The following is a 14,621-nucleotide window of genomic DNA, read 5'->3' as shown; positions in this document are numbered from 1 at the left end:
GGACTCGACATCCCATAACAATCAGAGCCGGATGTCGGAAGCAAACGGACAGACCAGAAAAGGATATTCTATGACCCCATTCTCCCTGTTGGCCCCCGCCATTGCCCGTGACGTGCTCGATCACGCGCTGGCGCTGGGTGCCGATTTCGCCGAGCTGTTTGTCGAGCGCAAGCGCCGCAGCCAGCTCAGCCTGCTCTCCAGCCAGATAGAGAACATCAGCGGCGGCCTCGATTTCGGCATCGGCGTGCGCCTCTGTTACGGCCACAAGGTGCTCTACGGCTACACCAATCTGGCCAGCCGCGACGAACTGCTACGCATCGTCACTCTGCTGGCGGCCAAAGACCGCCGCGACCCTGTGGTGACCGCCACCGCCTTCGATTTCACACGCCTGAGCGATCGCAACCCGGTGGCGCTGCCGCTCTCGGCAGACAAGCTGCTGGAGCAGAAGATCGCCTATCTGCACGCCATGGATGCGGCGGCCCGCGCCGAGAGCAGCAAGGTGAGCCAGTTCTCCGGCAACGTGCTGGGCTGGGAGCAGGAGGTGGAAATCTTCAACAGCGAAGGGGTGCAAGTCGCCGATCGCCGCCACTACAACCGCATCATGGCCCAGACCATCGCCATGGAAGGGAGCGAGCAGAGCGTCGGTTACGAGGCCCCCGGCGCCCTGATGGGGTGGGAGCATGCCGATCGCATCGATCCGCGCGAGCTGGCGCTCACCGCCACCCGTCAGGCACTGGTGAAACTGGGCGCGGCTCCCTGCCCGAGCGGCACCCTGCCGGTCATCATGGAGAACGGCTTTGGCGGCGTCATCTTCCACGAGGCGTGCGGTCATCTGCTGGAGACCACCTCGGTGGCCAAGAAGGCGTCGGTGTTCCACGACAAGATGGGCCAGCTTATCGCCAATCCGGTGGTCAATGCGGTGGACGAGGGACTGCAAGGCAACGCCTGGGGCTCCATCAACGTCGATGACGAGGGGATGGCGACCCAGCATACCCAGCTCATCAAGGATGGCGTCCTGACCGGTTTTCTGGTGGACAGAATGGGCGCCCTCAAAACAGGCTACGCACGCACCGGCTCTGGGCGGCGCGAATCCTACAAGTACGCCCCCACCTCGCGCATGCGCAACACCTATATCGAACCGGGCAACCACAGCCTCGACGATATGCTGGCCACCGTCGAACATGGCATCTACGCCAAGAAGATGGGGGGCGGTTCAGTACAGCCCGGCACCGGCGAGTTCAACTTCAATGTGCAGGAGGCCTACCTCATCGAGCACGGCAAAATCACCAAGCCGCTCAAGTCAGCCACCCTGATCGGTACCGGCCCGCAGGTGTTGAAAGAGATCTCCATGGTGGGCCGCAATCTGGCGCTGGCCGCCGGTATGTGCGGCTCTGTCTCGGGCTCGGTCCCCACCTCGGTGGGCCAGCCGGCGCTAAAAGTAGACAATATTCTGGTGGGAGGGAACGCCTGATGAGCACCATCGACATGAATCAACTGCTCACCCGCCTGCTGGATAAAGTGGCCGACCTCGGCGCCGAGGCAGACATCATCGCCAATCAGGAGAGAGCCTTCTCCCTCAAGGCAGACAAGGGCGAGCTGGGTGAATACAAGGTCACCAGCAGCCAGCAGCTCGGCATTCGCCTGATCAAAGAGGGTCGAGTCGGCATCGCCTACTCGGAATCCCTCGATGAGCTGGCGCTGGATGCCATGCTGCAGGATGCGCTCGATGCCAGCCGCTTTGCCAAGGTGGATCCGGATCAGCGCATCTCGGTGGCCAATAGCCGGATCACCACAGATTGCGCCGAGATCAACCAGCCCGATACCACGCCGGTTGAGGAGAAGATCGCACTGGCCCTGCGCCTGGAATCTGACATGCTGGCCATGCCCGATGTGAGCGGCGCTCCCTACAACAGCTTCTTCGAAGGGGAGAGCCAGCTCTGGCTCGCCAACAGTCAGGGCACCCTCTGCCAGCACGGCGAGTTCAGCGTCGGCTGCTACACCTCGGCGCTGGTGGAACGGGATGGCCGCCAGTCGATGCACTCGCAGGGGCAGTATGGCCGTCGCTTCGACGAGCTGAACAGTCAGGCCCTGATCGAGCAGATCTACGCCATCGCCGATGGTCTGCTGCCCGGTGAAGCGGTGCCGAGCGGCCGCTACAGCGTCATCTTCAGCACCAACTGCTTCGCCAGCCTGTTTGGCTGCTTTCAGGGAGTGCTGTCGGGCAAGTGGGCCCAGCAGGGGATCAACCCCTGGCGCAGCAAGGTCGGCCAGAGCGTGGCGTCACGCTGGCTTACTCTGGAAAGCCGAGTCTATATGCCTGGCGGCATGAACATCAAGGCGTTTGATGGCGAGGGGGCGGCCAGCTCGGATCTGCTGCTGATTGGCGAAGGGGAGCTGAAAACCCTGCTCCACAACAGCGCCACCGCCCGCCACTTTGGCGTCGCCAGCAACGGTTCGGCCGCTCGCGGTGCCCGCAGCGCCCTCGATGTGACCGCTCGCCATCTGGTGTTTGGCGCGGGCCCCCACTGCGAAGCGGAAGTGCAGAGCGGCGACTATCTGGAGCTGGTCAAGCTGGATGGCCTGCATTCGGGTGCCGATGCGGTGAGCGGCGACTTCTCCTTTGGCGCGTCGGGCTTCCTCTGCCGCGATGGAGTTCGCCTGCAGCCGGTGCGCGGCATCACGGTAGCAGGCAACTTCTACCGCCTGCTGGGCGAGCTGGAAGCGGTCGGCGATACCCTGCACCACAACGACGGCAAGGGCTTCTACGCCCCGCAGATCCGTTTTGGCGGCCTCTCCGTCGCGGGCAAGTAAACGTCCCGACGAAACCTGCAAGCAAGAAAAAGGCGCCTGATGGCGCCTTTTTGCTCGTTATCTCGTCCGCCTTGATGGCATGACTCAGGGCGAGAGCGGCTCGCGATGATACTCGGCGCAACCGCACTCGGGGCAGGTATCGAGCTGCTCGGGGTGCAGCACGGTATGGCGCCAGCCACACTGGTCGCACACCATGACCCCGAGCCCTACCCAGTCACCCGCTTCGTAAACCCCCTTGTGCTCCAGCTCGTCGGCCAGCTCGCGCCACTCCACCTGGGCGCGGTCGGTCACATCCGCCAGCCAGGACCAGGCGGTATCTTTGAGCGCCAGCATAAAGGCAGACTCCTCCACCAGCTCATCCTTGCGCCCCTCGTCATAGTTCCCCAGATCCCGCTTCACATACTCGGCGATGAGCGCCAGCTCGTCCTGAGTGAGGTCACTGGCCGCTTCCAGATAGGCCTGAACGCGGGCAATCATCCGGTTGAGGCGCTCCCCCTGGAACTGCTCTGTCTCTTGCCACTGCTTTTGCAGTTCGGCAATGAAGGTTTCATACCCTTTTTGACGTTTGTCCATGGCTGTTACTCCTCTGCTAAATCCCTTTCTGGCCCGGCTTCAGGCTTGACGGATGCTGGCGGTTGTTGCCGCCGCAGGATATGGGTATTCTATTGCGATTTCCCAGCTGATTTATCTATTCATTTCACAGATCCGGATGTCACCAATGCAAGAGCAATACGTTCCCCAATCAATCGAACCAGCAGTGCAGAAGCACTGGGATGCCAAGAAAACCTTCAAGGCCGTGGAAAAAGTAGACAAAGAGAAGTTCTACTGCCTCTCCATGTTCCCCTATCCGTCTGGTCGTCTACACATGGGGCACGTTCGCAACTACACCATAGGTGATGTGATCTCCCGTTATCAACGCCTCAATGGCAAGAACGTGCTGCAACCCATCGGTTGGGATGCCTTCGGTCTGCCGGCGGAAAACGCCGCCATCAAGAACAACACGGCGCCGGCCCCCTGGACCTACGAAAACATCGAATACATGAAGAACCAGCTGAAGATGCTGGGTCTGGGTTATGACTGGGATCGTGAAGTCGCCACCTGCAAGCCGGACTACTACCGCTGGGAGCAGTGGTTCTTCACCAAGCTCTACGAGAAGGGTCTGGTCTACAAGAAGACCTCCTCCGTCAACTGGTGCCCGAACGACATGACCGTGCTGGCCAACGAGCAGGTTGTCGACAACTGCTGCTGGCGCTGTGACACCCCGGTGGAGCAGAAAGAGATCCCCCAGTGGTTCATCAAGATCACCGACTACGCTGAAGAGCTGCTGAGCGACATCGACAACCTCGAAGGCTGGCCGGAGATGGTCAAGACCATGCAGCGCAACTGGATTGGCCGCTCCGAAGGGGTCAACATCAGCTTCGCCATCGAGGGTCAGGCTGATCAGCTGGAGGTCTATACCACCCGTCCGGACACCTTCATGGGCGTCACCTATGTCGGTATCGCTGCCGGTCACCCGCTGGCCCTGCAGGCCGCCGAAAACAATCCGGAACTGGCAGCCTTTATCGAAGAGTGCAAGAACACCAAGGTAGCCGAAGCCGAACTGGCCACCATGGAGAAGAAGGGCATGGCCACCGGCCTCTACGCCATTCACCCGCTGGATGGCCGCAAGGTACCGGTCTGGGTCGCCAACTTCGTGCTGATGAACTATGGCACCGGCGCCGTGATGGCGGTTCCGGCCCACGATCAGCGTGACTTCGAATTCGCCACCAAATATGGCCTCGACATCAAGGCGGTCATCAAGCCGGTTGATGGCGACGTCGACGTGAGCGAAGCCGCTTACACCGAGAAGGGCGTACTGTTCAACTCCGGCGAGTTTGACGGTCTCGACTTCCAGGGTGCCTTTGATGCCATCGCCAACAAGCTGGAAACACTGGGCAAGGGCAAGCGCACCGTCAACTTCCGTCTGCGCGACTGGGGTGTCTCCCGTCAGCGCTACTGGGGTGCTCCCATCCCGATGCTGACCCTGGCTGACGGTACCGTGGTGCCGACGCCGGAAGATCAACTGCCGGTGCTGCTGCCGGAAGATGTGGTGATGGATGGCATCCAGAGCCCGATCAAGGCCGACGCCGAGTGGGCCAAGACCACCTACAACGGTCAGGAAGCGTTCCGCGAAACCGATACCTTCGACACCTTTATGGAGTCCTCCTGGTACTACGCGCGCTACTGCTCTCCGGACTACGACAAGGGCATGCTGGACCCGGCTGCTGCCAACCACTGGCTGCCGGTGGATCAGTACATCGGCGGCATCGAGCACGCCTGTATGCACCTGCTCTACGCCCGCTTCTTCCACAAGCTGCTGCGTGACGCGGGTCTCGTGAACAGCGACGAGCCGTTCAAGCGTCTGCTCTGTCAGGGCATGGTGCTGGCCGACGCTTTCTACTACAAGGACGAAAAAGGCGGTAACGTCTGGGTCAGCCCGACCGACGTCAAGGTAGAGCGTGACGAGAAGGGTCGCATCACCAAGGCCATCGATAACGAAGGCCGCGAAGTTATCCACTCCGGCATGACCAAGATGTCCAAGTCCAAGAACAACGGCATCGACCCGCAGCTGATGGTCGAGCGTTACGGCGCCGATACCGTCCGTCTGTTCATGATGTTCGCCTCTCCGGCCGAGATGACCCTGGAGTGGTCCGACTCCGGCGTAGAGGGCGCCCAGCGCTTCCTGCGTCGCCTGTGGCGCGTCACCTTCGAACACGTTTCCGGTGGCGCCGTTGCCGCGCTGGATGTGGCTGCTCTCACCAACGAGCAGAAAGCGGTACGCCGTGAACTGCACAAGACCATCGCCAAGGTGAGCGATGACGTGGGTCGCCGTCAGACCTTCAACACCGCCATCGCCGCCATCATGGAGCTGATGAACAATCTGGCCAAGCTCGGCAACGACGAGCAGGACCGCGCCCTGATGCAGGAAGCGCTGGAAGCTGTCGTTGTTATGCTCTACCCCATCACCCCGCACATCGGCTTCGAGCTGTGGAAGATGCTGGGCAAGGGCGACGACATCGATCACGCAGCCTGGCCGGTGGCCGATGAAGCGGCCATGGTCGAGACCGAGAAGCTGGTAGTAGTACAGATCAACGGCAAGATGCGCGGCAAACTGACCGTGCCGGCCGAGATCAGCCAGGCCGACGTCGAGAAGCTGGCGATGGCCGATGCCTCCGTACAGAAGTTCACCGACGGGCTGACCGTGCGCAAGGTGATCTATGTACCTGGCAAGCTGCTCAATATTGTCGCTAACTGATCGGTTGCCAACTGATGTCATACCATTTGGCGACCTTGGCTGACTGTGTGGCCACTCATGGGTAACGACGTACCGGCCCATGACAGCTCAACATTGTCGCTAACTAATTGGCTGCCAACTGATCATTGCCAATCTGTGACAGCAAACGGATGATAACGGCGGGCCCTGCGCCCGCCGCTTTCCCTTAATGCAAAGAGGATTTTCTATGGGCACCATCTTCACCCGCTGGATGGCCATCGTGCTGGCTGGTCTGCTGCTGCAAGGCTGCGGCTTTCACATGCGCGGCAACGGCATTCCGAGCGAGCTGATGACCATGAAGGTCGTGGGCGACAACAAGAGCGACTTCTACCGGATGGTTACCACCCGTCTGAAGGCCTCTGGCGTGACCTTGGCCGACAAGGAGGGCATTCCGGTGCTCACTCTGGCCGGCGTAGGCAGCACCAGTCAGGTCGCCTCGGTCAACGCACTGGGGACGGACACCGAATATGTGCTGGGCTTTGGTACCCAGTTCACCATCTCGGTACCGGGCAAGCCGACTCAGGTCTTCCCCATCAACTTCAACCGCAGCTTCCTCAACAAGCCGGATGCAGCGCTCGCCTCCTCCCGTGAGCAGGAGCAGCTCAACCGCGAAATGCAGGAGCAGGCGGCCAATCAGGTGATCCGTCAGTTGAGTCAGGTCAGCTTCTGATGCGGATCTACCCGGAACAATTTGGTGACCACCTCAAAGCAGGGCTTCGGCCCTGCTATCTCGTTTTTGGCGACGAGCCCCTGCTGCGACTGGAGGCCATCGATGCCATCCGTCAGGTCGCCCGCAAGCAGGGTTTCGATGAGCGCCACACCTTCGTGGTGGAACAGGGGCTGGACTGGAATCAGGTCTACGATGCCTGTCAGGCCATGAGCCTCTTCTCCGCCCGTCAGATCATCGAGCTGGAGCTGCCCGCCAAGGTGGACAAGGATCTCGCTGCCCGCATCAGCGAAATTGGCAAGCAGCTTCATCCCGACCTGCTGCTGGTACTGAGTGGCGGTCGCCTCAACCAGACCCAGATGAAGGCGGCCTGGTTCGACAAGCTCTACCAGATTGGCACCTATGTGCCGGTCAACCATCCGGAGCCCAAGTTTTTCCCGCGCTGGATGAGCGCCCGCTTTGCGCGTTTCGGCCTCAAGGCGCTGCCGGATGCCATCAACTTCATGTGCCACTCCTACGAGGGCAACCTGCTGGCCGCCAGTCAGGAGATCGAGAAGCTGACCCTGCTCTCGCCGCCCCAGCCCATCAGCGTCACCTATCTGCAAGAGACCATTATCCGCCACGCCCACTTCACCCCGTTTCAGCTGGTCGATACCCTGCTGGAGGGCAAGGTGAACCGGGCCCAGCGCATTCTGGCCGCCCTGCGGGCCGAAGGTACCGAGCCAGGGATGCTGGCCTGGACCCTCTGCCGCGAGCTGGAGCAGCTGACCGAGCTGTCGTTGGCGATGCGCAACGGCCAGCCGCTGGGGGAGCACTTCAGCCGCCTGCGCATCTGGCAGAGCCGCCAGCAGCTCATTCAGCAAGCACTGACCCGCCTGCCGTTTGCCAAGTTGCAGCAACTGTGGCAACTGATGGCCCAGCTGGACGATGCCCAGCGCCGCTTCGATACCGAACAGGCGTGGCTGATGCTGCAGACCATTGCCCTCGGCTTTCGTGATGGCACCCCGCTGCCGCTGGTGATGGAGAGCAGCCCGTGCTGAAAGCGCCCATTGGCCTGCTGGGAGGCACGTTCGATCCTATCCATATCGGCCATCTGCGCCCGGCCATCGAGGCGCGCGATGCTCTCGGGCTGGCCGAAATGCGGCTGATCCCGAACCATATCCCGCCCCACCGTGCCAATCCGTTCTGCTCAAGCGAACAGCGCCTCGCCATGGTCAAACTGGCGGCGGCAGAGAACCACCACTTTGTGGTAGATGAGCGGGAGCTGAGACGGGACAAGCCCTCTTACACCATCGAGACCCTTATCGAGCTGCGTCGTGAACTGCCCGATACGCCGCTCTGTTTTCTGATGGGGATGGATTCCCTGCTGAGCCTGCCAAGCTGGCACCGCTGGCAGGAGCTGCTCGACCATGCCCATCTGGTGGTGAGCGTGCGGCCGGGCTGGCAACCGGATTATCCGACCGAGGTGGCGCAGCTGCTGGCGCGCCATCACACCGCGGATGCCAACGCGCTGCATCAGCGTCTGGCCGGTCATATCTGGCTGGCGGACAACCAGCCCATCGAACTGTCAGCCACCCGACTGCGGGCCTTGCTGGATGGGGGGCAAGACACCCGCTACCTCTTGCCCGAGTCGGTTGCGCACTATATTGATCAACAGGGGCTCTACCGCGCCAACCGCCGCTAGCCCCTGTCGTAATCCCGCCCCACCCGATGGGAAACGGGAGTGACCATGATATAATCCGCCGCCCTGACGCAAACGCTGCGTGCCGGAATACAGGAGAGACTCATTGCAAGGCCAAGAATTGCATGCCTTTATCATCGACAAGATCGATGACATGAAAGGCCGCGACATCATCACCCTCGATGTACGCGGCAAATCCAGCATTACTGACACCATGATCATCTGTTCCGGCAACTCAAGTCGTCACGTCAGCGCCATTGCCCACCATCTGGCCAGCGAAGCCCGCCACGCGGGTCTGGATCTGCTGAGCGTGGAAGGGCAACTGAGCGGTGAATGGGTGCTGGTAGATATGGGCTCGGTGATCGTGCATGTGATGCAGGATGAACATCGTGACTTCTACCAACTGGAAAAGCTGTGGAGCGGTGCCGCTCAAATGAATACGCAATAAGAGCACAAGTGTAACGACCATGAAGATCCAGTTGATTGCGGTGGGCACCAAGATGCCCGCCTGGGTAGAGCATGGCTTCGAAGAGTATCGTCGCCGCTTCCCCAAAGACATGCCGTTTGAACTCGTCGAGATCGGCGCTGGCAAACGGGGCAAAAATGCCGACATTCCCCGCATCCTGCAGAAGGAAGGGGAAGCCATGCTGGCGGCTGCGGGGCGCTCGCGCATCGTCACCCTCGATATTCCGGGCAAGCCCTGGACCACGGAGCAGCTGGCTACCCAGCTGGAGGCGTGGAAACTCGATGGCCGCGATGTCGCGCTGCTGGTAGGCGGGCCGGAAGGCTTGTCCCCCGAGTGCAAGGCTGCCGCTGAACAGAGCTGGTCACTGTCACCGCTCACCCTGCCCCATCCGCTGGTGCGGGTGCTGGTGGCAGAGAGCCTCTATCGGGCCTGGAGCATCACCACCAATCATCCGTATCATAGAGAGTGAGCCATGCGTCTCTGGAGTCTCACCTCTCATATTCACCCATATCACAGAGAGTGAACAATGCAGTTCCTGCTCTTATTGCCCCCAAGGGTCTTGAGGTAAAGGCATGCTGAAACAACGCATCGAAATGCGCGATCACAGTGCCGAGGGCAATCTGTTCTTCCGGCGCACCCTGGTAGCCTACATCGGCATCGTCGTGCTGATGCTGGTGCTGCTGGGCAATCTCTATTATCTGCAGGTCGAGTCCTACGACACCTACCAGACTCGCTCCAACTCCAACCGCATCCGCGTGGTGCCGGTGGCACCGCCACGGGGCCTCATCTATGACACCAACGGTGTGCTGCTGGCGGAAAACCGCCCGGTCTACAGTCTGGAAATTGTGCCGGAAGAGACCAAGGATCTCGAAAAAACCGCCGACCAGCTGATCACCCTGCTGGGTCTGCCGGAGGGCACCAAGGAGAAGTTCCTCGCCGAAGTGAAGCGCCAGCGCCGCTTCAAGCCGGTCGCCCTCTACGAGAAGCTGACCGAGTATCAGGTGGCCCTCTTCTCGGTCAACCAGCATAACTACCCGGGCGCCAGCATCGAGGCCTACCTCAAGCGCTACTACCCGTTTGGTGACACCCTCACCCACGCTTTGGGCTATGTGGCCAAGATCAACACCCGTGACGTAGAGCGCCTCGAGAAGGAAGAAAAACTCGCCAACTACGCGGCCACCAAGGATATCGGCAAGCAGGGGGTGGAGAAGTATTACGAGGATGAGCTGCACGGTGTGGCGGGCTATCAGGAGGTCGAGGTGAACAACCGCGGCCGGATTGTCCGCACCCTCAAGTTCCAGCCACCTATTCCGGGCAAGGATATCTACCTCAATATCGACGTCCGGATGCAGCTCAAGGCCCAGCAACTGCTGGCTGGCCAGCGCGGAGCCATCGTGATGATGGACCCGAAAACCGGCGCCATCCTGGCCCTGGAGTCGAGCCCGAGCTATGACCCCAACCTGTTCGTGACCGGTATCTCCAGCGCCAACTACTCGGCGCTACTCAACGATCCGGCGCGGCCGCTGGTGAACCGCACCACTCAGGGCATTTATGCCCCTGCCTCCACCGTCAAGCCCATGATGTCCATCATGGGTCTCAACGAGGGGGCCATTACCCCGGGCTACCGCTATTTCGGCGGCCCGAGCTTCTCCATTCCCGGTACCACCAAGAAGTTTCGCGACTGGCGCCGCTGGGGTCATGGCTGGCTCGACGTCTATCGCGCCATCGAGGTCTCGGCAGATACCTACTTCTACGATCTCGCCTATCGAGTCGGCATCGACAAGATCCACAGCTACATGACCAAGTTTGGCTTCGGTCAGTACACAGGGGTCGATCTCTATGAAGAGACCAAGGGTGTCATGCCGTCCCGTGACTGGAAGATGGCCCGTTGGCGCCAGCCCTGGTATCAGGGTGACACCATCTCTGTCGGTATCGGTCAGGGCTACTGGAGCGCCACCCCGCTCCAACTAGCCAAGGCGATCAGCATCCTGACCCAGAATGGTCACGACGTCACCCCGCACCTGCTCAAGAGCACCGCCTCCCAGGCGGGGGTGGTCGATGCCCCCATCAACCCCAATATCGCCCTCAAGCTCAAGAACGACAGCTTCTGGAAAGTGGCGCAGGATGGGATGTGGCGAGTCAACCATGGCAGTGAAGGCAGTGGCCGTCACTCGTTTGCCAAGGCGCCTTACTCCTCAGGCGGCAAATCGGGCACAGCCCAGGTAGTCGGTTTGAAGGAAAATCAGGTTTACAACATCAAGACGGTCAAGGCGGAACATCGCGATAACGCTTTGTTCGTTGCTTATGCCCCCTTCGAGGCGCCCAAAGCGGTGGTAGCTCTGGTACTGGAAAACTCCATCGGAGGTGGCGGTGGTCGAGCTGCATCGCCCATTGCACGCCAAATGCTGGATGCCTATCTGCTGCCCCCTGATCCGCAACTGCCACCGGCACCGGAAAAGCCGTCCCAACCGAGTGAGGTCGCTCCCAATGAGTAATTCTGCCCGCCAGCAGAGCATCTGGTACAAGCTGCATATCGACTTGCCCCTGCTGCTCGGTCTGCTGGCCGTGATGACCCTCTCCATGGTGGTGCTCTACTCCGCCTCCGGTCAGGATATGGACTCCATCGTGCGCCAGCTGGTGCGCGGCGGTCTCGCCTTTGCTCTGATGATCGGCCTGGCCCAGCTGCCCCCCTCCCTCTACGCCCGCTGGTCGGTGCCGCTATTCGCCGTGGTGGTGCTGATGCTGATTGCGGTGGACGTGTTCGGCCACATCGGCAAGGGGGCACAACGCTGGCTCGATCTGGGCTTTATGAAGTTCCAGCCCTCCGAGGTGATGAAGCTCTCCATGCCGATCATGGTGGCAGCCTGGCTCAGTCGCCACTCGCTGCCCCCCAAGTTCAGCCATGTGGTGATCGCCCTCATCATGGTGCTGCTGCCCACCCTGCTGATCGCCGCGCAGCCTGACCTTGGCACCTCCATTCTGGTGGCCGCCTCCGGCTTCTTCGTCATCTTCCTGGCGGGGCTCAGCTGGTGGCTGATCGGCTTGGCGGTCCTGCTGATGCTGGCCTTTATGCCAGTGCTCTGGTTCTTCCTGATGCACGACTACCAGCGCCAGCGGGTGTTGATGCTGCTCGACCCGGAGAAAGACCCGCTCGGGCGAGGCTATCACATCATCCAGTCCAAGATTGCCATCGGCTCCGGCGGCGTCTTTGGCAAGGGGTGGCTGCAAGGGACCCAGTCCCAGCTTGAGTTTTTACCAGAACGGCATACCGACTTTATCTTCGCGGTATTCAGCGAGGAGTTCGGTCTGGTGGGGGTTGCCCTGCTGCTGGTGCTCTACCTCTACGTCATCAGTCGCTGCCTGTTTATCTCGATGCAGGCCCAGAACAGCTTCGAGCGACTACTGGGCGGCGCCATCACCCTCACCTTCTTCGTCTATGTGTTCGTCAACATGGGCATGGTGAGCGGCATCCTGCCGGTGGTGGGGGTGCCCCTGCCGCTGGTGAGTTATGGCGGCACCTCCATGGTGACCCTGATGGCCGGCTTTGGCATACTGATGTCCATCCAGACTCATAGAAGACTGCTCGCCTGATGAGACGGGTTGGATTGCTGATTTATCTCGTCACCACGATGGCGACCGCCGCCGTGTCGCCGGATCGATTGGCCCTGCTCGCCGAACAGCAGCAGGTGCCGCTGGCGGAGCTGCAGGCCGCGGTCGCCCGCGCCCAGTTGCGCCAAGAGGTGCTCGACACCATCAGCAAGCCGTGGGAGGCCAAACCCTGGCATCGCTACCGGCCGCTGTTTGTTACCCCGGATCGCATCCGTGATGGCCAGCAGTTCTGGCAGCAACATGCCGAGACACTGGCCCGCGCGGAGCAGACCTATCGGGTGCCCGCCTCGCTCATCGTGGCCATCATCGGAGTCGAGACCTTCTACGGTCGCCAGATGGGCCGTCATCCGGTGCTCGATAGCCTCTACACCCTGGGATTTCACTACCCCGAGCGGGCCGACTTCTTTGCCAAGGAGTTTGCCCAGCTGGTGGTGCTGGCCAAAGAGGAAGGGTGGCAACTCGATACCCTCAAGGGCTCCTATGCCGGCGCCATGGGGATGGGGCAGTTCATGCCCTCCAGCTATCGCCACTATGCCGTCGACTTTGACGGGGATGGCAAGCGGGATCTGTTTGCCAACCCGGTCGATGCCATCGGCAGCGTGGCCAACTATTTTGCCAGCCACCAGTGGCGCTGGGGCGAATCCATGGTGGAACCGGCCCAGATCGGGTTGATGGCAGTCGAACCTCTACTCAGGCCTGAGCCCGAGTTAACACAACAGTGGTCAGAACTGGCGGCGGCAGGGATTGAGCTCGCCACGCCGCTGGCCCCACAGACGCCGGTCAAGTTACTGGCGTTTGCCCAAGCCGATGGACCGGAATACTGGGTCGCACGGCATAACTTTTATGTGATCACCCGTTACAATCGCAGCCCACTCTATGCGATGGCGGTGTATCAACTTAGCCAAGCCATTCAGGAAGCGTATGCATCTTCGTCACAAACTCCTCCCGCTCAGCCTGAGCTTGTTGCTGGCCGCCTGTAGCAGCCAGCCGGAACAGAGCGCCCCCGTCGAGCCGCAAGCACCGGTCAGCAAGCCACCCGTTATCGAGATCCCGCAAGCCACCGGCGCAATTCCGCGCCCCGAGCCCCTGAGTGCCAGCGGCAACCGGGACTACTGGATCGGCAAGCAGAAGCACGAGGTGTGGCGCGACATCAAACACTACAGCGAAGAGGGCACCGCCAGCTGGTTGTCGCCGGATCTGGACGGCCAGAAGACCGCCAACGGCGATGTGCTGGACAGCAAGCTGTTCAGCGCCGCCCACCGCAACCTGCCCATCCCGAGCTATGTGCGGGTCACCAATCTGGACAACGGGCTGGAGACCATTGTGCGGATCAACGATCGCGGTCCCTTCAACAGCCCGCGTCTGATCGACCTCTCCTACGCAGCGGCCAAGCAGCTGGAGATGGTCGACAGCGGTGAGGCCCGAGTACGGCTGGAGCTGATCAGCGACACCCCGGATCAGATGGTGATCATGGAGCCGATGAAGCCCATCGAGATGACCCCGACCACTCCGGCTGCGGCCTCCAACACGCTGTCGCAAGATGGCTTCCTGGGTGAACCGACCGCACTGGCGATGGCCACTCCCGCTGCCGAACCCGCTCCAGTCAAGGCGCCCGCGGCCAATCCCGCCAAAGCGGCACCGGTCAAGTCAGCTCCGGCCAAGGCCGCAGCGCCTGCCAGCAGTGGGGATGGCAAGATGATCCAGGTACTGGCCAGCGGCTCCCGGGATCGGGCCGAGGCAATGGGCAAGGTGATGACCCAGCGTTACGGCGTGCCTTACCGGATCGATGCTCATGGCGCCATTTTCCGGGTGCTGATTGGCCCGGTCGCCGCCGACCAGCAGGCAAGTGTGCTGGAAAAAGTACGTCAGGGCGGGCTGGAACAGGCCTTTATCGTGCCCTGATCGCCCGCCTTTGCTGCGGATGTGACTAACCGCTTACTCACTGTCATCACGTCGTTTTATGGCGTGATGACAGGGAGTGATGGATAAAAAACCAGTTCTGATCGCCATCTCGGGCTATAACCTGCGGGCGCATCTGGTATAGTTAGGCCCGCATTTTATCCCCATCTGGCTC

General features: G+C 61.1%; 13 protein-coding genes. 12 read left to right on the top strand and 1 reads right to left on the bottom strand.

The window, feature by feature from the left end; genetic code table 11:
* The first annotated feature begins 70 nt into the window (after window positions 1–70).
* Window positions 71–1,471, top strand: coding sequence for a TldD/PmbA family protein (locus AB5Z09_RS02190; RefSeq protein WP_368194530.1), 1,401 nt, complete (start codon window positions 71–73; stop codon window positions 1,469–1,471).
* Window positions 1,471–2,811: a TldD/PmbA family protein gene (locus AB5Z09_RS02185; protein ID WP_368194529.1), complete on the top strand. Its 1,341-nt coding sequence runs from the start codon at window positions 1,471–1,473 to the stop codon at window positions 2,809–2,811. Before AB5Z09_RS02190 ends, AB5Z09_RS02185 begins: the two co-directional genes overlap by 1 nt.
* Before the next feature lie 84 nt (window positions 2,812–2,895).
* On the opposite strand, the gene AB5Z09_RS02180 is transcribed toward AB5Z09_RS02185, so the two are convergent.
* Window positions 2,896–3,384 (bottom strand): zinc ribbon-containing protein, encoded by a 489-nt coding sequence (locus AB5Z09_RS02180; RefSeq protein WP_201929062.1) that lies wholly within the window; start codon window positions 3,382–3,384, stop codon window positions 2,896–2,898.
* A 145-nt stretch (window positions 3,385–3,529) separates the two neighbouring features.
* Between AB5Z09_RS02180 and leuS the strand changes: the two genes are divergently transcribed.
* The 10 genes from leuS to AB5Z09_RS02130 all read left to right on the top strand — a co-directional run bounded on the left by leuS (window position 3,530) and on the right by AB5Z09_RS02130 (window position 14,449).
* Window positions 3,530–6,106, top strand: a complete 2,577-nt coding sequence (gene leuS / locus AB5Z09_RS02175) for a leucine--tRNA ligase (RefSeq protein WP_368194528.1) — start codon at window positions 3,530–3,532, stop codon at window positions 6,104–6,106.
* A 205-nt stretch (window positions 6,107–6,311) separates the two neighbouring features.
* Complete coding sequence (lptE, locus tag AB5Z09_RS02170) at window positions 6,312–6,794, top strand: LPS assembly lipoprotein LptE (RefSeq protein ID WP_151286086.1); 483 nt, start codon at window positions 6,312–6,314, stop codon at window positions 6,792–6,794.
* On the top strand, window positions 6,794–7,831 hold the full coding sequence (gene holA / locus AB5Z09_RS02165; RefSeq protein ID WP_042054737.1) for a DNA polymerase III subunit delta: 1,038 nt from the start codon (window positions 6,794–6,796) through the stop codon (window positions 7,829–7,831). The genes lptE and holA overlap by 1 nt, the downstream gene beginning before the upstream one ends.
* Entirely contained in the window at window positions 7,825–8,475 is a 651-nt protein-coding gene (gene nadD, locus AB5Z09_RS02160) for a nicotinate-nucleotide adenylyltransferase (RefSeq protein ID WP_368194527.1), read from the top strand. Before holA ends, nadD begins: the two co-directional genes overlap by 7 nt.
* Before the next feature lie 103 nt (window positions 8,476–8,578).
* Window positions 8,579–8,920 carry a ribosome silencing factor gene (rsfS, locus tag AB5Z09_RS02155; RefSeq protein ID WP_005335165.1) on the top strand — a complete coding sequence of 114 codons (342 nt, stop codon included), beginning with the start codon at window positions 8,579–8,581 and terminating at the stop codon, window positions 8,918–8,920.
* A gap of 19 nt (window positions 8,921–8,939) precedes the next feature.
* Window positions 8,940–9,407, top strand: coding sequence for a 23S rRNA (pseudouridine(1915)-N(3))-methyltransferase RlmH (rlmH, locus tag AB5Z09_RS02150; RefSeq protein WP_005335166.1), 468 nt, complete (start codon window positions 8,940–8,942; stop codon window positions 9,405–9,407).
* Between the two features lie 103 nt (window positions 9,408–9,510).
* The gene (mrdA, locus tag AB5Z09_RS02145) at window positions 9,511–11,433 is read left to right on the top strand and encodes a penicillin-binding protein 2 (protein ID WP_005335168.1); all 1,923 of its coding nucleotides are present in this window, start codon (window positions 9,511–9,513) and stop codon (window positions 11,431–11,433) included.
* Window positions 11,426–12,529 (top strand): rod shape-determining protein RodA, encoded by a 1,104-nt coding sequence (gene rodA / locus AB5Z09_RS02140; protein WP_005335170.1) that lies wholly within the window; start codon window positions 11,426–11,428, stop codon window positions 12,527–12,529. The genes mrdA and rodA overlap by 8 nt, the downstream gene beginning before the upstream one ends.
* Window positions 12,529–13,527 (top strand): lytic murein transglycosylase B, encoded by a 999-nt coding sequence (gene mltB, locus AB5Z09_RS02135; RefSeq protein ID WP_368194526.1) that lies wholly within the window; start codon window positions 12,529–12,531, stop codon window positions 13,525–13,527. The genes rodA and mltB overlap by 1 nt, the downstream gene beginning before the upstream one ends.
* Window positions 13,469–14,449, top strand: coding sequence for a septal ring lytic transglycosylase RlpA family protein (locus AB5Z09_RS02130; protein ID WP_279491241.1), 981 nt, complete (start codon window positions 13,469–13,471; stop codon window positions 14,447–14,449). The genes mltB and AB5Z09_RS02130 overlap by 59 nt, the downstream gene beginning before the upstream one ends.
* Window positions 14,450–14,621 lie beyond the last annotated feature (172 nt).

The organism is Aeromonas sp. R2-2 (genome assembly GCF_040908355.1).
Lineage (GTDB): Bacteria > Pseudomonadota > Gammaproteobacteria > Enterobacterales > Aeromonadaceae > Aeromonas > Aeromonas veronii.
The sequence above is the reverse complement of the archived record's forward strand: the minus strand, read 5'-3'. Positions and strand labels throughout refer to the sequence as shown.

What these genes read in the sequence shown, in the direction of transcription:
- AB5Z09_RS02190 (WP_368194530.1), top strand. Translation starts at nt 71, where the DNA reads ATGACCCCATTCTCCCTGTTGGCCCCCGCCATTGCCCGTGACGTGCTC.
- AB5Z09_RS02185 (WP_368194529.1), top strand. Translation starts at nt 1,471, where the DNA reads ATGAGCACCATCGACATGAATCAACTGCTCACCCGCCTGCTGGATAAA.
- AB5Z09_RS02180 (WP_201929062.1), bottom strand. Translation starts at nt 3,384, where the DNA reads ATGGACAAACGTCAAAAAGGGTATGAAACCTTCATTGCCGAACTGCAA.
- leuS (WP_368194528.1), top strand. Translation starts at nt 3,530, where the DNA reads ATGCAAGAGCAATACGTTCCCCAATCAATCGAACCAGCAGTGCAGAAG.
- lptE (WP_151286086.1), top strand. Translation starts at nt 6,312, where the DNA reads ATGGGCACCATCTTCACCCGCTGGATGGCCATCGTGCTGGCTGGTCTG.
- holA (WP_042054737.1), top strand. Translation starts at nt 6,794, where the DNA reads ATGCGGATCTACCCGGAACAATTTGGTGACCACCTCAAAGCAGGGCTT.
- rlmH (WP_005335166.1), top strand. Translation starts at nt 8,940, where the DNA reads ATGAAGATCCAGTTGATTGCGGTGGGCACCAAGATGCCCGCCTGGGTA.
- mrdA (WP_005335168.1), top strand. Translation starts at nt 9,511, where the DNA reads ATGCTGAAACAACGCATCGAAATGCGCGATCACAGTGCCGAGGGCAAT.
- rodA (WP_005335170.1), top strand. Translation starts at nt 11,426, where the DNA reads ATGAGTAATTCTGCCCGCCAGCAGAGCATCTGGTACAAGCTGCATATC.
- mltB (WP_368194526.1), top strand. Translation starts at nt 12,529, where the DNA reads ATGAGACGGGTTGGATTGCTGATTTATCTCGTCACCACGATGGCGACC.
- AB5Z09_RS02130 (WP_279491241.1), top strand. Translation starts at nt 13,469, where the DNA reads ATGCATCTTCGTCACAAACTCCTCCCGCTCAGCCTGAGCTTGTTGCTG.